The 18571-nt window shown below is 65.1% G+C and carries 20 protein-coding genes; 10 read left to right on the forward strand and 10 right to left on the reverse strand.

Annotated elements, in window-relative coordinates; translation table 11 throughout:
- The first annotated feature begins 389 nt into the window (after nucleotides 1-389).
- The 3 genes from OB916_RS00005 to pyrF all read left to right on the forward strand — a co-directional run bounded on the left by OB916_RS00005 (nucleotide 390) and on the right by pyrF (nucleotide 2951).
- On the forward strand, nucleotides 390-1217 hold the full coding sequence (locus OB916_RS00005; protein ID WP_315907225.1) for an HD domain-containing protein: 828 nt from the start codon (nucleotides 390-392) through the stop codon (nucleotides 1215-1217).
- A gap of 100 nt (nucleotides 1218-1317) precedes the next feature.
- Nucleotides 1318-2022 carry a MinD/ParA family ATP-binding protein gene (locus tag OB916_RS00010; RefSeq protein WP_315907226.1) on the forward strand — a complete coding sequence of 235 codons (705 nt, stop codon included), beginning with the start codon at nucleotides 1318-1320 and terminating at the stop codon, nucleotides 2020-2022.
- Nucleotides 2023-2105: 83 nt separating this feature from the next.
- A complete protein-coding gene (gene pyrF / locus OB916_RS00015) occupies nucleotides 2106-2951 on the forward strand; it encodes an orotidine-5'-phosphate decarboxylase (protein ID WP_315907227.1) in 846 nt (281 codons plus the stop codon).
- A gap of 8 nt (nucleotides 2952-2959) precedes the next feature.
- On the opposite strand, the gene OB916_RS00020 is transcribed toward pyrF, so the two are convergent.
- The 4 genes from OB916_RS00020 to purD form a co-directional block, all read right to left on the reverse strand.
- Nucleotides 2960-3163: a hypothetical protein gene (locus tag OB916_RS00020; protein WP_315907228.1), complete on the reverse strand. Its 204-nt coding sequence runs from the start codon at nucleotides 3161-3163 to the stop codon at nucleotides 2960-2962.
- A 56-nt stretch (nucleotides 3164-3219) separates the two neighbouring features.
- Nucleotides 3220-4317, reverse strand: coding sequence for a site-2 protease family protein (locus OB916_RS00025; protein ID WP_315907229.1), 1098 nt, complete (start codon nucleotides 4315-4317; stop codon nucleotides 3220-3222).
- A gap of 78 nt (nucleotides 4318-4395) precedes the next feature.
- On the reverse strand, nucleotides 4396-4926 hold the full coding sequence (locus OB916_RS00030) for an acyltransferase (RefSeq protein ID WP_315907230.1): 531 nt from the start codon (nucleotides 4924-4926) through the stop codon (nucleotides 4396-4398).
- 38 nt (nucleotides 4927-4964) lie between these two features.
- A complete protein-coding gene (gene purD, locus OB916_RS00035) occupies nucleotides 4965-6284 on the reverse strand; it encodes a phosphoribosylamine--glycine ligase (protein WP_315907231.1) in 1320 nt (439 codons plus the stop codon).
- Between the two features lie 136 nt (nucleotides 6285-6420).
- Here purD and OB916_RS00040 point away from each other — a divergent pair, with 136 nt between their 5' ends.
- Together OB916_RS00040 and OB916_RS00045 are read left to right on the forward strand one after the other, a co-directional pair.
- Entirely contained in the window at nucleotides 6421-7449 is a 1029-nt protein-coding gene (locus OB916_RS00040) for an AI-2E family transporter (protein ID WP_315907232.1), read from the forward strand.
- Between the two features lie 94 nt (nucleotides 7450-7543).
- The gene (locus OB916_RS00045; RefSeq protein ID WP_315907233.1) at nucleotides 7544-9706 is read left to right on the forward strand and encodes a thioredoxin domain-containing protein; all 2163 of its coding nucleotides are present in this window, start codon (nucleotides 7544-7546) and stop codon (nucleotides 9704-9706) included.
- Between the two features lie 62 nt (nucleotides 9707-9768).
- Here OB916_RS00045 and OB916_RS00050 read toward each other — a convergent pair whose 3' ends face one another.
- The 3 genes from OB916_RS00050 to OB916_RS00060 form a co-directional block, all read right to left on the reverse strand.
- Nucleotides 9769-9924, reverse strand: a complete 156-nt coding sequence (locus OB916_RS00050; protein ID WP_315907234.1) for a rubrerythrin-like domain-containing protein — start codon at nucleotides 9922-9924, stop codon at nucleotides 9769-9771.
- Between the two features lie 111 nt (nucleotides 9925-10035).
- Nucleotides 10036-10473 (reverse strand): thioredoxin family protein, encoded by a 438-nt coding sequence (locus OB916_RS00055; RefSeq protein ID WP_315907235.1) that lies wholly within the window; start codon nucleotides 10471-10473, stop codon nucleotides 10036-10038.
- Nucleotides 10474-10542: 69 nt separating this feature from the next.
- Nucleotides 10543-11742, reverse strand: coding sequence for an ABC transporter substrate-binding protein (locus OB916_RS00060; protein ID WP_315907236.1), 1200 nt, complete (start codon nucleotides 11740-11742; stop codon nucleotides 10543-10545).
- Between the two features lie 206 nt (nucleotides 11743-11948).
- On the opposite strand from OB916_RS00060, the gene OB916_RS00065 reads away from it, so the two are divergent.
- Nucleotides 11949-13415 (forward strand): methyl-accepting chemotaxis protein, encoded by a 1467-nt coding sequence (locus tag OB916_RS00065; protein ID WP_315907237.1) that lies wholly within the window; start codon nucleotides 11949-11951, stop codon nucleotides 13413-13415.
- Between the two features lie 35 nt (nucleotides 13416-13450).
- Here OB916_RS00065 and OB916_RS00070 read toward each other — a convergent pair whose 3' ends face one another.
- Nucleotides 13451-14647, reverse strand: a complete 1197-nt coding sequence (locus OB916_RS00070; protein WP_315907238.1) for an FG-GAP repeat protein — start codon at nucleotides 14645-14647, stop codon at nucleotides 13451-13453.
- 88 nt (nucleotides 14648-14735) lie between these two features.
- Between OB916_RS00070 and OB916_RS00075 the strand changes: the two genes are divergently transcribed.
- From OB916_RS00075 to OB916_RS00090, 4 genes are all read left to right on the forward strand, one after another.
- Nucleotides 14736-14945, forward strand: coding sequence for a hypothetical protein (locus OB916_RS00075; RefSeq protein WP_315907239.1), 210 nt, complete (start codon nucleotides 14736-14738; stop codon nucleotides 14943-14945).
- A gap of 142 nt (nucleotides 14946-15087) precedes the next feature.
- Nucleotides 15088-16047, forward strand: coding sequence for a sugar phosphate isomerase/epimerase family protein (locus OB916_RS00080; protein WP_315907240.1), 960 nt, complete (start codon nucleotides 15088-15090; stop codon nucleotides 16045-16047).
- 82 nt (nucleotides 16048-16129) lie between these two features.
- Nucleotides 16130-17230, forward strand: coding sequence for a Gfo/Idh/MocA family protein (locus OB916_RS00085; RefSeq protein ID WP_315907241.1), 1101 nt, complete (start codon nucleotides 16130-16132; stop codon nucleotides 17228-17230).
- Nucleotides 17227-17655 (forward strand): DUF7124 domain-containing protein, encoded by a 429-nt coding sequence (locus OB916_RS00090; RefSeq protein ID WP_315907242.1) that lies wholly within the window; start codon nucleotides 17227-17229, stop codon nucleotides 17653-17655. The genes OB916_RS00085 and OB916_RS00090 overlap by 4 nt, the downstream gene beginning before the upstream one ends.
- Nucleotides 17656-17850: 195 nt before the next feature.
- Here OB916_RS00090 and OB916_RS00095 read toward each other — a convergent pair whose 3' ends face one another.
- Entirely contained in the window at nucleotides 17851-18288 is a 438-nt protein-coding gene (locus OB916_RS00095) for a transcription elongation factor Spt5 (protein WP_315907243.1), read from the reverse strand.
- Complete coding sequence (locus OB916_RS00100) at nucleotides 18288-18461, reverse strand: protein translocase SEC61 complex subunit gamma (RefSeq protein WP_315907244.1); 174 nt, start codon at nucleotides 18459-18461, stop codon at nucleotides 18288-18290. The genes OB916_RS00095 and OB916_RS00100 overlap by 1 nt, the downstream gene beginning before the upstream one ends.
- Between the last annotated feature and the right edge of the window lie 110 nt (nucleotides 18462-18571).

Consider the following 18571-nt stretch of genomic DNA (forward strand, 5'->3'; position numbering starts at 1 on the left):
GACCCCTGTCTGGGAGGAACAGATGGGGTCGATTGCGACGCACGTCAACGCCGTCCTCGCCCGCGAGCAATCCCCACGGGCTGGCCTCGAATCGCTGGCATCCGAACTCCGGCGCATCGAACAGAACGCCTGACTCGCCTCGGAGTTCCCCCGGGGACCGTCCCCGGCCGCTTGTAAAGGCAGCTCGGTGGTCAGTGCGCAGGCTTCGTGAACCGGTGATTCAGAATCGTATACGTGAAACAAACGGCATCTCTGTGCTGCACTCACGCTCTGTATCGTTCACACCCATCTCAATAAATATCATCTAACATACCGGAACGTATGAAGACTTGGGAGAATCCATATAGCGGACCACCAAGCGTTTTTCTGCTGGCGACCGACGGGACAGTATGAGCGAACAGGACCCGGACGACGACACTGCAGCCGGACGCGTTTACGATCCCGACGCGGACCACCCGTTCCCGGACGAGCGGGTCAACGACGTGCTCGATCGGATCGAGGACGACCCGGAGATCCAGGCGCTGCTGGCGGCTCAGAACGTCAATCCCGTGGCACGCAAGCGGTACAACGACCACGGGCCGAAACACATCTCGATCGTGCGAAACCGTGCGCTGTGTCTCTACGACCTGCTCAAGCGTGGCTCTGTCCCGTTCAACGGGGCGGCCGACCAGGGCCTCGCGGAGGCCGACGAGGCGGTCATCATCGCACTCGCCGCGACGCTGCACGACATCGGGCACATCGTCCATCGGGACGATCACCCCTATTACTCGATCCCGCTAGCTGCGGACGTGCTCGACCGATTTCTCTCGGAAATCCCCTACTACGACATCGAACAGCGTGTCAGGCTCAAAGGCGAGGTCCTGCATGCCATACTCAGTCACGATACAGAGGAGGAGCCGCTCACGACGGAGGCAGGCGTCGTCAGGGTCGCCGACGCGCTCGATATGGAACGGGGGCGCTCGCGGATCCCCTACGAGCACGGCGGCCGGGGAATCAACACGGTCTCCAGTCAGTCGATCGAAACGGTCCGTCTGAAGGAAGGCGTCGACAGCGTCGTCCTCGTGGAGATCGAAATGAACAACGCCGCCGGCGTCTATCAGGTCGACAACCTTCTCAAGGCGAAACTGAACGGCTCGGGGCTGGAAGACGACATCCGGATCGTCGCGGTTAATACTCATAAGGAAGGTGATCGGATCGTCGAACGGATCGAACTGTAGCCGCGAACGGGCCTTCGCCGATCGATTCGTCGCGCCCGACGGCTCTAGATGTAGTTCGAATGTCAGAATGTTTTTGCGTGCTGGCGTGGATCGTTCCGGTGTGACTGCGGCAACCGTACTGACGATCGGTGGTGCGAAGGGCGGTGCTGGCAAGACTGTCACGGCGATCAACGTCGCCTCGGCGTTGCGGTCGGTCGGGTTCTCGGTCGCGCTCGTGGACGCGGATCTCGGGACGACGAACGTCGCCGACGTACTCGAACTGGACGTCGAGATCTCGATCCACGAGGTGCTGGCCGGCGAGGCCGACGTCGAGGAGGCGATCGTGACTGCCGAGACCGGTCTGGACGTCCTGTCGGGCGGCGACTCGATCGCGTACCTGGCCGAGGCCGATCCGGCCGAACTCCGGACGGTGATCGACACGCTTTCCGGCGAGTACGATACTGTGATCGTCGACACCGGGACCGGTCTGAGCCACGAGGTCCTGGTGCCGTTCGGGCTCGCTGACGGGGTCGCTCTCGTCTCGACGCCGAACGACACCTCGATCGTCGACACGCGCAAAACCGCGGAGGTCGTCGAGAAAGTCGATGGGACGCTTCTGGGCGTCGTCGTCAATCGCGTGACGGACGATACCGATCTCGAGCGCGTTCGTGAGCAGATCGAACTGCCGCTGCTGGAGTTGCTCCCCAACGATCCCCAGGCCAGCAAGACCGAGCCGGTCGTGATGAAAGCGTCCGACACGGATCTCGCTGGGGCTTACCGCCAGCTTGCGACGACGCTCCACCGACAGGTCAGCAACGAGGAGTGACCCGCATCGTTGCGATCGGGCAGGGCGTCCTTGCGCGAACGACGATGGCAATCTTTGAGTGAGCGTCCGCCCGAGTGCCTGCAATGACGTTCTTCGACCGACTGGCCGAACGTATCGACGCCGTCGACAGCGTCGTCTCCGTGGGGCTCGATCCCGACCCGGACCGCCTTCCCGAGTCCGTCGCCGACGCCGACCTGCCGCGCTTTCAGTTCAACCGCCGGATCATCGACGCGACCCACGAATATGCCGCCTGCTACAAGCCCAATGCGGCCTTCTACGAGGGACCCGACGGCTGGGCCGCCCTCGAGGAGACGATCGCTTACGCCCACGGCAAGGGCGTGCCCGTCTTACTGGATGCAAAGCGCGGTGACATCGGGAACACGGCCCGCCAGTACGCGAGTACACTCGACCCGGACGGGCTCGACGCCGACGCGATCACTGTCAACCCCTACATGGGACGGGACTCCCTGGCGCCGTTCCTCCAGCGCGAGGACAAGGGCGTGTTCGTCCTCTGTCGCACCTCGAATCCCGGCGGTGCGGACCTGCAGGACCTGGAACTGGCTACCGGCGAGCCGCTGTACGAGCGCGTCGCCGCCCTCGCGGACCTCTGGAACGACAACGACAACGTCGGACTCGTCGTCGGCGCGACCAACCCAGACGAGCTCGAAACGATCCGCGGACTCGTCCCCGAGATCCCGTTTCTCGTGCCCGGAATCGGCGCGCAGGGCGGCGACGCCGAGGCGGCCGTCGAACACGGGCTCGTCGACTGGGAGAGCGAAACCGCGTCCGGCCTCGAAGTGGGGCTGGTCAACTCCTCGCGCGGGATCATCTTCGCCGGCGAGGAGGCCCGCGGCGGTGCGGACGCCTACTTCGGTGCGGCAGGACAGGCGGCCAGGCGGCTCGCGACGCGGCTCGACGACTACCGATAAATCGGTCCCTACGACGCCTCGCGCATCACGTGCAGCGACGTGGGGATGCTTGCTGCGACGAGTCCGTACACGCCGCCCAGCAGCGGTTCGACGCCGAACGACGGGGCGAGAAGGAACCCCGCGGCGAATCCAAGCGGGTCCAGGACGAGCGCGAGGATGATGATCTGCTGACCGAACGGCTTGGAGCGAAACCACCGTGTTAGCGAGGACATCAAACGGCGGCTCGTCGCCCCCTCACTTGAATCTTCGAGAAGCGGCACCGACGTGCTCACCCGGTGAAGACGATCGGTGCCGGGGTAAAGCAGAGCAGTCCGGCCACGAGCGTCAGCACGCCGATCGCCTTGCGCGTGCGGTCGACGCCGGACTCGTCGATCGGCCGCGCGCCGCCCATCCGGCTCAACACCAGCGCGAGGACGCCCCACAGCATCCACAGCGCGACGGCACGACTGTCGCCGAACACCAGCTGCCAGCCGGCGATCGCGAACAGGAGCGCGGGAATCACGAGCTGGAACCGGTCGAGTCGATCGCCGACCAGCGCTCGCGCGACGTGCGCGCCGTCGAGTTGCCCGACCGGAAGGAGATTGAGGAAGGTCACGAACGCGCCGACCCAGCCGCCCAGCACGACCGGGTTGACCATCAGCGACGGGTTGTCGTAGACCAGCGGCTCCCCGAGGGCGAACGCGACCGCCTGAATCAGCGGCGGATACCCGAGCTCGACCTGCTGGATCAGCGCGTCGGATCCGACCTCGATCGGGGGCAATGAGACGCCGATCGCCGTGACGACGACCGTCGCGACCAGTCCGGCGAGCGGTCCGGCGACGCCGATGTCGAACAGCGCCGTCCGGCTCGGCAGGTGGTCTTTCATCCGGATGACGGCCCCGAGCGTTCCCAGCACGTTCGGCAGCGGGATGAAGTACGGCAGCGTCGCCTGTACGTCGTGGTGTCGACTCAGCGCGTAGTGGCCGAACTCGTGGACGCCGAGCACGCCGAGCACAGCCACGGCGAACGGCCACGCCCCGAGCATCGCCAGCGGATCGTCAGCGAGTGGGATATCGTACCACCGCGCGCCGGCGAACAGCGTCGTCGCCACCGTCGCAACGAAGAGACCGACGTTGAGCCAGGGGATCCCGTCGATACCGACCGAGCGCTCCTCGGCGACGAGGACGTGCTCGCCGGTCTCGTAGCGCAGCGTGACTCGATACCCGCGATTGCGAAACAGCGGCGCGAGTCGATCGACCACGTTGCCTTTCGGCGCCAGCGGCTCGCCGTAGTACCGGATCTCGCCGTCGCCGCGGTCGACCTCGTAGACGTAGAAGGTATGTGCGAAGGCTTCAGGACGCGGGTACTCCTCCAGACGATCCGACATCGGCTGGTGTTACGGTCTGGATTCGCAAATACCTGTTCCGTCCGCCGTCATTCGCAAATACCTGTTCCGTCCGCCGTCTCAACTGTCGCGCTCGGGCGTGTCGGACTCGGGTTCGGAGACGACTTCGGCGGGGACGCCGGCCACGGTCGCGCCCGGTGGCACGTCCGAGTCGACCAGCGAGTTGGCCGCGATCTGCGCGTCCGCGCCGATCTCGACGCCGGGGAGGACGATCGCGCCGGCACCGATCATCACCCGCTCGCCGACGACGACCTCGCCGGTCCGGACCTCGTCCTGCAGATACTCGTGACAGAGGATCGTCGCGTCGTAGCCGATGATGGCGTCCTCGCGCACGGTGATCAGTTCCGGCCAGAACACGTCCGGCGTGGCCGTCAGCGCCCAGGCGACGCCGGTCTCCACGTCGGCGCCGAGCCGCCGGAGCAGCCAGTTTTTCACCCGCAAACTCGGGGAGTAGCGGACGACCCAGATAATCAGAAAGTTGACCACGATCCGCAGGGGGTGGCGCGTCTCCGGCCAGTGCAGCAGCGAGTTCCGGGGGCCGGGCGTCGCCCGTCTGGAGAGTCGATCGTGGCGGGACGTGTCGTCGGACACGGCTTCGGGTTCGAGAGCCGCGACTATAGGAGTAACTGTTACTGTTCTCCGCGCAGCTCGGCCACGTGATCGATCCGCTGCTGGATCAACTCGGCCGTGCCGATGTCGTGGCGGACGCGCAGGCCGTCTTCGCCGGCCTCGCTCAGGACCGCCTCGGCGATCTCCTCGGCCTCGGCAATTTCTCCGGCGACGCCGACGACCGCGAACGACCGGGACGTCGTCGTGTAGATCCCGTCCTCGCGTTCGTCGACGCTGGCGTAGTACAGTAGCGCCTCGCCGGCGTACTCGCTCGCGATTTCGCGGGCCCCCTCCTCGTCGACGGCGACCTTCGTCCCGGCCTCCGGCTCGGCCGGATACCCCTCCGGGACGGCGTACTTGCAGACGGTGGCTTTCGGGGCGAACGACAGCTGCGGCAGGGACTCGCCGTCACGGGCAGCCGTCAGCACGTCGAGGAAGTCCGTATTCAGCACGGGCAGGGTGTTCATCGCCTCCGGGTCACCGAACCGGGCGTTGAACTCCACGACCTTGATGCCGTCGGCCGTGAGCATGAACTGCCCGTAGAGGACGCCCTTGTACTCTCCGAGTGCTTCAACGGTCGCCTCGATGACCTCGACGGCGTCCATGTAGTCCTCGCGGTCCATGAACGGCAACTCCAGCGTCGCGTCAGAGTACGACCCCATGCCGCCGGTGTTGGGTCCCTCGTCGCCCTCGTAGGCGCGCTTGTGGTCCTGGACGGCGGGCGTCACGCGCACCTCGCCGTTCGCCACCAGCGCCTGGACGGTGAACTCCTCGCCGACGAGCCGCTCTTCGAGCACGACTCGATCGTAGTCCGAATCCCGGAGGTACGCCTTGGCTTCCTCGGCGTCGACCTGGTCGCCCATGACGCGGACGCCTTTCCCGCCGGTCAGACCCGCGGGCTTGATCGCCAGGTCGCCGTCGGAGGAGTCGATGTACTCACAGGCGGCCTCCATGTCCTCGAAGGTCTCGAATTCGGGGTATCCGGGGATGTCGTGTTCGCGCATGAACCGCCGCTGGAAGGCCTTGTCCGTCTCGATGCGCGCCTCGGACTCGCGCGGACCGAACGCGTAGACCCCGGCGTCGTCGAGCGCGTCGGCGACGCCCGCCTCGAGGGGTGCTTCGGGACCGATCACCGCGATGTCAGCCTCGACGCGCTGGGCGTAGGTCGTCACGGCTCGCGGGTGGGTCGTATCGAGCACCTCGAACCCGTCCGCGAGACGGGCGATACCCGGGTTCTTGTTGCCGGCACAGGCGTACAGTGTACAGTCGGAATCGGCCAGTGCGCGGGCGATCGCGTGTTCGCGCCCGCCGCCCCCGACCAGTAGCACGGTCTCTGTCATACGCGATACCCCGCGGCACGACCGGTAAAAGGTTGCTGTTCGCCGCTGTCGCAGCCTGACGCGCGATCACTGTATTCGGCTGGCGGGTTCGGTCGAGATCGGGTGTTTTACAAATCGATGGAGAGATCAGAGCGGCATGGACAGAGCGCGTGCGATCGTCGTCGGGCTCGCGGGCGTCCTGCTCGTGCTCGCCGCGCTGCTCGTCCACCCGTTCTTGGAGTTCGTCCTCCTGGCGGTGTTGCTGGCGTTTCCGCTCCGGCCGCTCCAGCGGCGATTCGAGGGTCGATTCGGCGAGCGCACGACGGCCGCTGGACTCGTCGTCGGCGCGACCGTCACCGTCCTCCTCCCGCTCGCGTGGCTCATGTGGGTGGTTATACGGGAGGCGACGACGTTCGTCGAGCGCGTACAGCGCGGCGAGATAGACTTCTCTGCGGTCGAGACGTCGATCCGGAACGTGACGGGGCAGGACATCGACCTCCTGGAGACGGCCCGCCGGACGCTGCAGGAGACCGGGATTGGAACGGTCGACGGTGCGATCGGTGCGTTCGGGACGGCGGCGGACCTGCTGATCGGGACGGCACTGACGATCTTTCTGCTGTACTACTTCCTGAAAGACGCCGACCGGTTCGGGCGGTGGCTGGAGCGGACCGTGCCGATGTCCAGCCGCGTCTATGATCAGCTTCGCGAGGAGTTCAACGACGTCATGTGGGCAGTACTCGTCAGCCATGTGTTCATCGCAGTCGTCCAGGGCGTCGTCGCCGGACTCGGACTGGTCGTTTTCGGCGTCCCGAACGCCACGTTCTGGACGGTCGTGATGATCTTCCTCGCCGTCATGCCCATCATCGGCTCGTTTCTCGTCTGGGGGCCAGCAGTCGTCTATCTCCTTAGCGTCGAGCGACCGATCGCCGGTGTCGCGCTTCTCGTGTACGGGACGATCGTCGTCAGCTTCACCGACGACTTCCTGCGGCCGCTCGTCATCGACCGGTACACCGAGACGCGACTGAATCCCGGCGCCATCGTTCTGGGTGTCATCGGCGGGATCTACGTGTTCGGGTTCATCGGCGTCTTCTTCGGCCCGGTCGTCATCGGCGCGCTGCGAGCGGTCCTCGACGTCTACCGCCGTGAATACGTCGAGGACGTATCGACGGCCACGGCAAGTGAATAGAGCATACAGTATCCGTCGACCGGTGGCGATCGCAGAAGCCGGGTGAGACTGCCGGAGGCGTCGGAATTTACCCTCGTCGTCTCGAACCACACGCATGACCGACGACCCGCTCGCACGCAACCGCCTCGAAGACGAGGAGAGTCCGTATCTCCAGCAGCACGCGGACAACCCCGTCAACTGGCAACCCTGGGACGAGACTGCCCTCGAAGCCGCCCGCGAGCGTGACCGTCCGATCTTCCTGTCGATCGGCTACTCCTCCTGTCACTGGTGTCACGTGATGGCCGAGGAGAGTTTCGAGGACGAAACGGTCGCCGAGGTGCTCAACGAGCACTTCGTTCCGATCAAGGTGGATCGCGAGGAGCGACCGGACGTCGACAGCGTCTACCAGACGCTCGCGCAGATCGTCAGCGGCCGCGGCGGCTGGCCGCTGTCGGTGTGGCTCACGCCGGAGCAGAAACCCTTCCACGTCGGGACGTACTTCCCGCGCGAGCCGCGGCGCGGAATGCCCGGCTTTCTGGAGGTGCTGGGAAAGTTGCGGGCCAAATACACTGACGAGCGCGAAGAGATCGAAGCCCGCGCCGAGGAGTGGACCGAGGCCATCGAGAGCGAGGTTTCGACGACGCCTGACTCGGCTGGTGCGGTCGGCGACGACCTGCTCGTGGCCGCGGCAGACACAGCAGTCAAACGCGCCGATCGCACGCACGGCGGGTTCGGTTCGGGCGGTCCCAAGTTCCCCCAGACGGGACGACTCCGATTGCTGTTGCGTGCACACGAGCGGACCGGTCGCGAGGAGTTCCGGACAGTCGCGACCGCGGCGCTGGATGCGATGATCGAGGGCGGGATCTACGATCAGCTCGGCGGCGGTTTCCACCGCTACGCAACCGACCGAGAGTGGGTCGTCCCGCACTTCGAGAAGATGCTCTACGACAACGCCGAGATCCCGCGGACGCTCCTTGCGGGTTATCAGGTCACGGGCGAGGATCGCTACGCTGCGGTCGCACGGGAGACCTTCGAGTTCCTGCGGCGAGAACTGCGCCATCCGGAGGGCGGACTGTTCAGCACGCTCGACGCACGCAGTGCGCCGCCCGACGATCCCGAAGCGGGTGACGAAGAAGGCGCGTTCTACACCTGGACGCCCGCGGCGGTACGCGAAGCCGTCGCCGACGAGGCGGACGCCGACCTGTTCTGTGATCGCTACGGTATCACGGCGGCCGGCAACTTCGAGGGCGAGACGGTGCTGACCCGCGCCGCGTCGACCGAGCGACTTGCTGCCGACCACAATCTGGACCCAGAAGCGGTCGAAGACCGCCTCGAAACTGCTCGCCAGCAGGCCTTCGACACACGGGAGGAGCGACCGCGGCCGAACCGCGACGAGAAGATCCTCGCCGGCTGGAACGGGCTGGCGATCTCGGCGCTGGCCGCGGGTGGGCTCGTACTCGACTCGTCGTATGCGGAGATGGCGGGCGGCGCGCTGTCGTTCTGTCGCCAGCACCTCTGGGACGCTGAGGCAGGCCAACTCTCCCGCCGATACAAGGACGTCCAACCACGCTCGGGGGCCAACGAGACGGCGTCTCGCTCAGGCGACGTGCGGATCGACGGATACCTGGAAGATTATGCCTTCCTCGCGCGCGGCGCGTTCGACACCTACCAGACGACCGGCGACGTCGAACAGCTGTCGTTCGCACTCGATCTCGCCGAGGCGATGGTCGAGCGGTTCTGGGACGCAGACGCGGGGACGCTGTATTTCACTCCCGCTGGCGGTGAGAGTCTGATTGCCCGCCCGCAGGAACTGTCCGATCAGTCGACGCCGTCCAGCGCCGGTGTGGCCGCGGAGACGCTGCTCGCACTCGATCACTTCCGGACAGACGATCGGTTTGCCGACGTGGCCGCTGGCGTGCTCGAAACGCACGCGGCGACGATCGAACGCGATCCGCTCCGTCACGCCTCGCTGACGCTTGCCGCCGATCGCTACCGGAACGGGTCGGCAGAGCTCACGATCGCTGCCGAGGCGATCCCCGAGCCGTGGCGCGAGCAGCTGGCAACGACGTACCTTCCGGCGCGGATCCTGACCCGTCGGCCACCGACCGCTGACGGACTGGACGCGTGGCTCGGCCGGCTCGGATTCGAGAACGCGCCGCCGATCTGGGCCGGCCGGAACGCTCGCGACGGCCGGCCAACCGTCTACGCCTGCCGGGACTTCGCGTGTTCACCGCCCCAGAACGACCTTGGCGCGGCGATCGACTGGCTGCGAGCGTAGTGTCACTCTCGATCGCGGGCGTACGGTCCTGCAACCACGACTCGAATCAGTCGGAAAAGCAACTATTCGAGCGATTTTGCCCGGTTGTGGAAGTCTCCGCCACATTCGCAGGCACCTGGGTGTGTCGTCGCCTGGACGATGGTACCACACTGCAGGCATTCGTACTCGGACGCGGATTCCGGATCGTTCTCCCCTTCGATGTCCTGGCTATGAGGCATGATCGATAGTGAGGGTGGGTGACTGAAATATTAACCGGAGAAGGAATATAATGACATATTACCACAGGTGGCGAAGTCGCCGTACTCGCATTCGGCGCACTGCCAACCCGTCTAGCGCTCCGCAAAGTACTCGCGGATTCGCTCGGCCAGGTATACCGGGATCGAGACCGGCTCTTCTTCGACGAAGCGGGCGATTTCCTCGCGGTCGTCTGCTCGCGGCCCGTTGCCGCTCGCACCGTCCGTGTCGCGTGGCGACACGCGCTCGACGACCACTGTCGGAATGTACTCGATCCCGTACTCCTCGACTTTCGGACCCGCTTTCGAGCCGTCGTCCAGTTTTTCGACGGGAATCTCTTCGACCCGGTCGTCGCCGACGCCAGCCGCCTGCAGGGCCGCGCCGAACGCGGGCAACTGGGCGCGACAGTCGCCACACCAGTCACCGCCCCAGACGATGTACGTCAGTTCGTCGTGCTCGGCGAGCGTGTCGATCGTGTCGCTGTGTGCCTCCTCGTCGAAGACGGGATCCGGTTCCATCGTTTCCAGCGTCATGGCTCGTCGTTCGAGCCCGGCGAATAAAACGGTCGCGACTGTCCGTGAGAGCCGATACAGCAGCCCGTCTTACTGCTGCTCGAAGGCGGCGACCATCTCCGATGCGGCAGCGTCGACGTCGCGCTCTGCGACGAACGACGCGATCGCCGTCTTGAGCTCGATGAGTTGCTCGGGCCGGACGCCGAGTCCGTGCGTGATCGACAGCGGCTGAGAACGTGACGACTCGAAATCCTCGTGCTGACGCTGGAGGAATCCGGTGAACTGCCCCATCGCGACGTCCGTCCGTGGCGGGATCGACCCCTTCTTCTGGTTGAATCGCCGCTGTCCGTCGGCCGATCCGGCGTAGCGCAAGAACGCCTCGACGGCCTCGTCGTTGTCGGTCGCTTCCGAGGCGATTACCGCGTCCATGTTCATCGCGTATCGACCTTCGGTCCCGGGGAAGGGAACGTGATCCCAGTTGGATCCGTATCTAAATCCGTCGGTCTCCGTGTAGGCGCCCGCAGCCCAGTCGCCCTGATGGAAGAACACCGATTCGCCCTCGATGAATCGCTCGTTGGCGTCGGTCAGCGAGACGTACAGCGCGTCGTCGGTAGCCAGATCGGCGTACGCCGAAACGATGTCCAGCGCGTCCTCGATCGCGCGCCGGTGCCGTCCGGCCTCGCCGTCGGTCACCGACTGGTAGACGTCGTGGCCGTGCTCGCCGAGTAACACCGTCTCCCACAACTGGAGGACTGTCCAGGGGTTTTTCATCGGTAGCAACATCCCGACCTGCCCGGTTTCGACTTCGACCTGCCGGAGCAGTTCGACGAACTCTCGGGGACTCGAGACGCTCGATGGGTCCACACCCGCTTCGACGGCCAGTTCGACGTTGTAAAAGAGGTTGTTGATCCGGTGGATGTTCAACGGGACCGCGTGGTACGTGCCCTCAAATGTCGCGGCACTCCGCGGCCCGTCGAGATACTCCCGTTCCATGGCCGCGTCCGTCCAGACGTCCGAGACGTCCGCGAGAACGCCGGCCTCGACGTACGGCGCGAGGTTCTTGCCGGGCCACTCGACCCAGACGTCCGGCGGGTTCTCCTTGAGAATCCGGCTTTTGACCGTCAGACTGAGGTTCTCATCGGTGACGTCGCCGAGCGAGACGCCCGGATGGCGGCTCTGGAACCCCTCCAGGAGTGCGCTCATCGCCGCCTCACCGTCGCCGCCAACCATCCGGTGTAAGAGTTCGGCCCCCGACCTGGAGCCGGCATACCGGCTGTCGGTATTTGACATGTTCGCCCGTTCCTCGCGGCCGTTATTTAACTTACCGCCGCGGTTCTCAAGACTGGTACTATCCGTCCGATCCCACAGTCCGGACGACACTCTCTCGCTTTCGTTTCTGCTCTCTATCCTGCCCCCGAATGGACGACCGGGAGTACGAAAATAGATTCTGATAACCGGTGGAAGGATATATATGACCTATGGAGAAATCTACTCATATGGGATTCTCTCTCGACCGCGCAACAACTGCTGCGCTCGCGCTTCAGTTGGCACACGCGCTCTACCAGGCTCTCTTGCCGTCGGTGGCTGCTGGGCCGGCGTACGTGGTGTCGGCGGCCGGTGGATTCGTCGTCGCCGGGGCCGCGCTGGCGTATGCAGGTCGGCGGTTCGACGTCCGGATCGGTCAGTTGCAGACCGAAATCGAATCGCTCGCGGACGAGCGTGATTCAGCACGACAGCAACGAGACGAACTCCAGGCGGAGGTAACGACGCTCGAACGGCGGCTCGAAGACGCCCAGGCGGCGCTCGCCGAGCAGCGAGACGCGGCCAGTCCGTCAGCACCGGCGACGACGGACGGCGGCGTGCCGGCTGTCGACGACGGGCAGAGTAGTGAACTGCTTCAGGCACACACGGAGACCATCGAGCGGGTCAGCGAGGGCGATCTCAGTCAGCGTCTCGAGACGGAAACGGCGGATGAAGCGGTGAACGACCTGTCGCGAGCGTTCAACGAGATGGCGGCAGCCTTCGAGCAGACGATCGACACGGCGGGTGAGTTCAGCGAGGACGTGGCCGGTTCGAGCGAGCAGGTGACGGCTGCGACGGAGGCCGTCAGGGAGGCTAGCGAAAACGTCGCGGCGTCGATCGACGAGATCGCCGCGGTGTTCGGAGACCAGCACCAGCAGATCAGCCGTATCTCCGAGGAGATGTCGGAGATGTCCGCGACGATCGAAGAGATCGCCGCCTCGAGTGACGAGGTCGCCCAGAAAGCAGATCGGACCGAGCGCCACACTGTCGAGGGGATCGAAGCCGCCCGCGGCGTCGCCGACGCCATGGACGAAGCAAACGAGCAAACCGAGGTCGTCGTCGAGGCCGTCGAGGCGCTCGACGAGCAGATGGAAGAGGTCGGACAGATCGTCGACATGATCGACGACATCGCCGAGCAGACGAACATCCTCGCACTGAACGCCTCGATCGAGGCCGCGCATGCCTCTTCCGGTGAGGAAACCGGGTTCGGGGTCGTCGCCGACGAGGTCAAGAACCTCGCCGAAGAGACCAAAGACGCGACCGACGAAATCGAGACGCTCATCGGCGAGATCCAGGAACAGACCGGCGAAACCGTCGAGGAGATCAACGAGATGCAAACGACCGTCCAGGACGGACAGGCTGACGCCCGGGAAGGGCTCGAAGCCCTCGAATCGATCCTCGAACACGTCGAACAGACGGCCAGCGGCGTCAAGGAAATCTCCAACGCGACGGACGATCAGGCAGCCTCCAGCGAAGAGGTCGCCTCGATCGCCGACCAGGCCGCCGAGACCAGTCGCGAGCACGTCCAGGAGGCCGAACACGTCGCCGCGATCGCCGAGGAACAGACGCTCGCGCTCGGCGAGATGTACGTCAACGCTCGCATGCTCACGATGCGTGCCCGCCAGCTCACGACGCTGTTCGACCGCTACGAGACATCGTAGGTGACGTTTCGTACCGGAACGAGGGGCTCGACTCGCTACACCGAGAACACGTATGCCGATCCCGAGTCTGTTCCGTGCGGATCCTCGTCCAGGAGGGCACCGACGAGAGCCGTCGTCGCGTCGCCGGAGAGCGCGACACCCCATCCGAACCAGTCCTCGCTGTCACCGTCGGCGGCGACAAGTTTCGTCCGCTGATTCCAGGTGCCGTCCGATCGATCAAATACGTACGCCGCCCCTGCCTGTTCCCCATTGGGGTCCGTCTCCGCGTGTGCACTGCAGAGGGCAGTCGTCCCGTCGGCAGACAATGCGACGGCCCGCCCGAACCAGTCTTGCGGGTCTCCGGTCGAGAGTTTCGCCTGCTGCTCCCAGGAACCATCCAACTGTTCGAACACGTATGCCCCTGGGCTCGGGCGTTCGTACTCGGAAGTACCGATGAGCGCAACCGTCCCGTCGGCAGAGAGTGAGACGGTAGAACCAACCCGATACCCCACCTCTCCGGGCACGAGTTTTGCCTGCTGATTCCAGGTGCCGTCCGACCGCTCGAACGCGTACACCGACCCCAGGATTATCTCTTCAGGAGTAACCCTGTCGTAGGCAGCGCTGACCAGCGCGGTTGTCCCGTCGTCAGAAAGGGCGACAGCCTGTCCGAAATGGTCGTCCGCGTCACCGTCGGCGGCCGAGAGTTTCGCCTGCTGATCCCAGGCACTGCCTGACTGTTCAAACACGTATGCCGACCCCGCCTGTTCCCCGTTGGGATTTTCGTCTTCGGCCGCGCCGATGATGGCTGTCGTCCCGTCACTCGACACCGCAACATCGAGACCGAACATGTCGCCAGGCTCGCCGTCGGCGGCAGTGAGCTTCGCTTCCCGGTTCCAGTCCCCGCCCGTCTGGCTGAAGACGTACGCCGACCCTGCTCCGGACTGCGCGTCGCTGCTACCGTCCGGATCGTCGTCGTTAGGAGCACCGATGACCGCGGTCATCCCGTCGCTCGATACTGTCACCGAACCGCCGAACCAGTCGCCAGCGTCGCCATCGGCGGCAACGAGTTTCGTCTGCTGGGTCCAGGAACCGATACGACGATCGAACACGTACGCCGCTCCTGCCTGTTCTCCGTTAGGGTCCTTGTCTTCGAACGCACCGACGACCGCGGTTGTCCCATTTCTCGACAGCCCCACCGAAACGCCGAACCGATCCTCGGCATCGCCGTCGGCAGCCGAGAGCTTTTGGGACACGTCAGATGGGGGTGGAGAAGGTGTCGGGGTGGGCGTCGGGGGAGGAGTCGGAGTCGAGGTTTGCGTTGCGGTGGAGGGAGGTGTCGAAGTGAGCGTCGCGGTGGAGGGAGGCGTCGAAGTGGGCGTTGCGGTGAGCGTGGCGGTTGGAGTTTCCGTCGGCGTTGCAGGGCTGTCCGTGGGTATCGAGTTGGTTTCGGATGGCGTGTCCTGGTCTGTGCCGTTTGTGGAGGTGTTGTCACATCCGGCGAGAACAGCCGTAGTACTCCCCAGGAGCAGAAGGAATTGGCGACGAGACTAATTCATACTATCTAATAGCATGAACCGTTCTGAAAAAGGGCACCGTTGAATATACACCCCTATCATAGCGCTCTCGTCGTCCGTGTCAGTAGGTGTCTCACCTGGGACGTACTTTTACTACGCGGTCGGTCGTCCGTTCGGACATGGACGTCGGTGTACTGACCGTCCCGCTCGGAGACCAGCCACGCGAATCGGCTTTCGAGTATCTCGCCGAACTCGGCGTCGACGCGGTCGAACTCGGCTGTGGCGGCTATCCGGGGGAGGGCCACGTCGATCGAACGGTACTGCTGTCCGACCCCGATGCACGGGCCGCTCTCCGGGAAGAGCTGGACGCACACGACCTGCGCGTGAGCGCGTTCGCGACGCACAACAACCCGCTCCACCCCGACGAGGAGCGGGCAGCCGAGGCCGACAAAGAGCTACGGGAAGCGATCGACCTCGCCTCGCAGTTCGACGTGGGGACTGTGACCTGTTTCTCGGGGTTGCCCGCCGGCGGTCCGAACGACGAGGTGCCCAACTGGGTGACCGCACCCTGGCCGGGCGAGCACGCCGATGCCCACGCGTATCAGTGGGACGTCGCGACCGACTACTGGGGGGACCTGGCGAGCTACGCCGACGAGCACGGCGTCGACCTCGCGATCGAGATGCACCCGAACATGCTGATCTACGAGCCGACGGGGCTGCTCGAACTCCGCGAGCGGACGAACGAGCGCGTCGGCGCGAACTTCGATCCGTCGCACCTCTACTGGCAGGGGATCGAGATCACCGACGCGATCAGACTGTTGGGCGATGCGATCCATCACGTCCACGCCAAGGACACCCGGATCTACGACGCCCAGGCCCGGACGAAGGGCGTGCTGGACACGACGCCGTACGACGAGGTCGCCGAACGGTCCTGGATCTTCCGGTCGGTCGGCTACGGCCACGGCGAGGACCACTGGCGGGACGTCGTCTCGACGCTGCGAATGGTCGACTACGACGGCGCGCTCTCGATCGAACACGAGGACGCGCTCACCTCCGCCAGCGAGGGCTTGGAAAAAGGTGTCGAGTTGCTCCAGCGAGTCGTCTTCGAGGAACAGCCCGGCGACGCGTACTGGGCGTGATCGTGGCTGCGGTCCGTCGTCAGGAGATCGTGGCTGCGGTCCGTCGCCAAGTTATTTTGCCGTGCCTGGCGACGTGTCGAGCATGGCACTCTCGATCGGGATGCTCGGGTACCGCTTCATGGGGCGCGCTCACGCGAACGCCCTCGCTCGATTGCCGATGTTCTTCCCGGACGCACCGGCCGTCGAACGGGACGTGGTGATCGGCCGCGACGAGTCGGCACTCGCCGACGCTGCAGACCGGCTCGGGTTCGCACGAACGGCTACCGACTGGCGGGACGTGATCGGCGAGGTGGACGTCTTCTACAACCTCGGGCCGAACCACCTCCACGCCGAGCCGTCGATTGCGGCGCTCGAAGCTGGCGTGCCAGTCCTCTGTGAGAAGCCGCTCGCGGCCGACGACGCGGCCGCCGAACGGATGGCCCGAGCGGCCGCCGACGCGGACGTCCCGACGGCAACGGCGTTCAACTACCGGTACGTCCCGGCGATCCAGTACGCAAAGCGATTGCTCGACGCCGGCGAACTCGGCGAGATCCGTCACTTCCGCGGGCACTACCTCCAGGACTGGCTGGTCGATCCCGACGCGCCCTGGAGCTGGCGACTCGACGCTGATCTCGCCGGCAGCGGCGCGCTCGGCGACCTCGGCGCGCACACGATCGACCTCGCTCGCTATCTCGTCGGCGACGTCGCCGAGGTCAGCGGGCAGCTACAGACGTTTGTCGACGAGCGACCCGCTCCGGATGGCGACGGCACCCGCGAGGTGACCGTCGACGACGCCTACAGCGCGCAGGTGACCTTCGAGAACGGCGCTGTCGGGACACTGGAGGCCTCGCGGTTCGCGACCGGCCACGAGAACGACCACACCATCGCAATCCACGGCTCGAAAGGGAGTCTGCGATTCGGCCTCGAACGCCTGAACGAACTCGAAGTTAAATTCGAGGGCGACCGCGGCTACCAGCGCGTGCTCGTGACCGACGAGGACGATCCCTACGGCGATCGCTGGTGGCCACCGGGGCACGTCCTTGGATGGGAACACACCTTCGTCCACGAGAACTACGAGTTCCTCACTGCCGTCGCAGAAGGGGGCGAGTACCGCCCGAACTTTGCCGACGGGGAAGCCGTCCAGCGCGTGCTGGCAACCATCGAGGAGAGCGACGAGCGCGGCGAGCGCCTGCCAGTCAAATGAACGGCGATAGCGACGCCGACACGGGCGAACTGACGCTCGCGTTCTCGCTGTCGGCCATCGAGCGACTTGCGGACCCGAACGCGGTATTCGAGGACGCGCAGACCTGGAGCCGATATATCGGTCTGATCGACGACGATACCGAACGGATCGAGCAACTCGTCGCGGAGTGCGACCTCCGGCAGGATTTCGACCTCCGAGACCGGGACAAGTGGCTCACCCTGGAAGAGATACACGAGGCGACGCCGACCCCGCGGCACGTCTACGTCGGGGCGAGCGACGACGACATGCGAGTATCGACCATGTTCGACTGGGAGTACATTCGCGTCACCGAGGCAGCCGAGAAAGCCGGCTGGGCCGTCTCCGAGCGATCCGATCCGGGACTCGCCGCTCGACTCCTGACGGCCGTTCGAAACCTGATCGGGTGACTGCTGGACCAAAACGCTGCGACTCGCGTCGCTCGTCGCAGTCCTATCGCTCTTCAGAATCGAGCACGCGAATCTGGTCGCCCCGAACCGTCACGCGGCCACCTTTTTCTTCGTCGGGTTCGCTCACTGCATTCGCGAACCACTTCTCGAAAAAGCTGGACCAAAACGCTGCGACTCGCGTCGCTCGTCGCAGTCCTATCGCTCTTCAGAATCGAGCACGCGAATCTGGTCGCCCCGAACCGTCACCGGGATCGGGACCGTCGCCTCGTAGAGTTCGACGGTCACCTGGTCTTTGCCCTCGTCGATGCGCTGGACCTGTGCCTTCTCGCCTTTGAACGGACCGGCGATGAGCTCGACGATGTCGCCTTCGGCGATCCCCTCGACGTCGGGTTTGGGCGAGAGGAAGTGCTCGACTTCCGAAATCGAGGACTCGCCCTGGACCACGCCGTTGGCGTGGGGGATCTCATCGAGGATCCGATCGAAGACCGAGATGTCGTCGGCCTCGACCATCACGTAACTCGTCAGCGAATCCGGCGCGAGCGCGGCGTGGATCTCATCTTCCTCACGGCTGATGATCATGTCCGCGACGGTGCGCTCCTGGCTGGCCGTGGTCTTGACTGCGTAGACGCCCATCAGGGACCACCCGGGACGAACGACATGAACGCGAAGATCAGGAATCCGAGCAACCCGACCAGGAGAATCCCGGCCCCGGCGATCTTGGCCACCTGCGAGAACTCCTCCCAGGACGGCGTACTCGCCAGTTTGAGGACGCGGATGTATGACGATAGCTCTGTCGGGACGTGCATATCTGGTGTTTACCCGTCAGCACTTTTCTATCTATCTCTTTGCGCCCGGCGCGAGACGCGCCTCGAACTCGGCTTCATCCGGTCGAGGCCGCCAACAAGACACATTGAAA

Source organism: Halapricum hydrolyticum (assembly GCF_025517535.1).
Taxonomy (GTDB): domain Archaea; phylum Halobacteriota; class Halobacteria; order Halobacteriales; family Haloarculaceae; genus Halapricum; species Halapricum hydrolyticum.

Bases quoted from the DNA above. Each gene is read 5' to 3' on its own strand.
- OB916_RS00005 (WP_315907225.1), top strand. From the start codon at position 390: ATGAGCGAACAGGACCCGGACGACGACACTGCAGCCGGACGCGTTTAC.
- pyrF (WP_315907227.1), top strand. From the start codon at position 2,106: ATGACGTTCTTCGACCGACTGGCCGAACGTATCGACGCCGTCGACAGC.
- OB916_RS00020 (WP_315907228.1), bottom strand. From the start codon at position 3,163: ATGTCCTCGCTAACACGGTGGTTTCGCTCCAAGCCGTTCGGTCAGCAG.
- OB916_RS00025 (WP_315907229.1), bottom strand. From the start codon at position 4,317: ATGTCGGATCGTCTGGAGGAGTACCCGCGTCCTGAAGCCTTCGCACAT.
- purD (WP_315907231.1), bottom strand. From the start codon at position 6,284: ATGACAGAGACCGTGCTACTGGTCGGGGGCGGCGGGCGCGAACACGCG.
- OB916_RS00040 (WP_315907232.1), top strand. From the start codon at position 6,421: ATGGACAGAGCGCGTGCGATCGTCGTCGGGCTCGCGGGCGTCCTGCTC.
- OB916_RS00045 (WP_315907233.1), top strand. From the start codon at position 7,544: ATGACCGACGACCCGCTCGCACGCAACCGCCTCGAAGACGAGGAGAGT.
- OB916_RS00050 (WP_315907234.1), bottom strand. From the start codon at position 9,924: ATGCCTCATAGCCAGGACATCGAAGGGGAGAACGATCCGGAATCCGCG.
- OB916_RS00055 (WP_315907235.1), bottom strand. From the start codon at position 10,473: ATGACGCTGGAAACGATGGAACCGGATCCCGTCTTCGACGAGGAGGCA.
- OB916_RS00060 (WP_315907236.1), bottom strand. From the start codon at position 11,742: ATGTCAAATACCGACAGCCGGTATGCCGGCTCCAGGTCGGGGGCCGAA.
- OB916_RS00065 (WP_315907237.1), top strand. From the start codon at position 11,949: ATGGGATTCTCTCTCGACCGCGCAACAACTGCTGCGCTCGCGCTTCAG.
- OB916_RS00080 (WP_315907240.1), top strand. From the start codon at position 15,088: ATGGACGTCGGTGTACTGACCGTCCCGCTCGGAGACCAGCCACGCGAA.
- OB916_RS00085 (WP_315907241.1), top strand. From the start codon at position 16,130: ATGGCACTCTCGATCGGGATGCTCGGGTACCGCTTCATGGGGCGCGCT.
- OB916_RS00090 (WP_315907242.1), top strand. From the start codon at position 17,227: ATGAACGGCGATAGCGACGCCGACACGGGCGAACTGACGCTCGCGTTC.
- OB916_RS00095 (WP_315907243.1), bottom strand. From the start codon at position 18,288: ATGGGCGTCTACGCAGTCAAGACCACGGCCAGCCAGGAGCGCACCGTC.
- OB916_RS00100 (WP_315907244.1), bottom strand. From the start codon at position 18,461: ATGCACGTCCCGACAGAGCTATCGTCATACATCCGCGTCCTCAAACTG.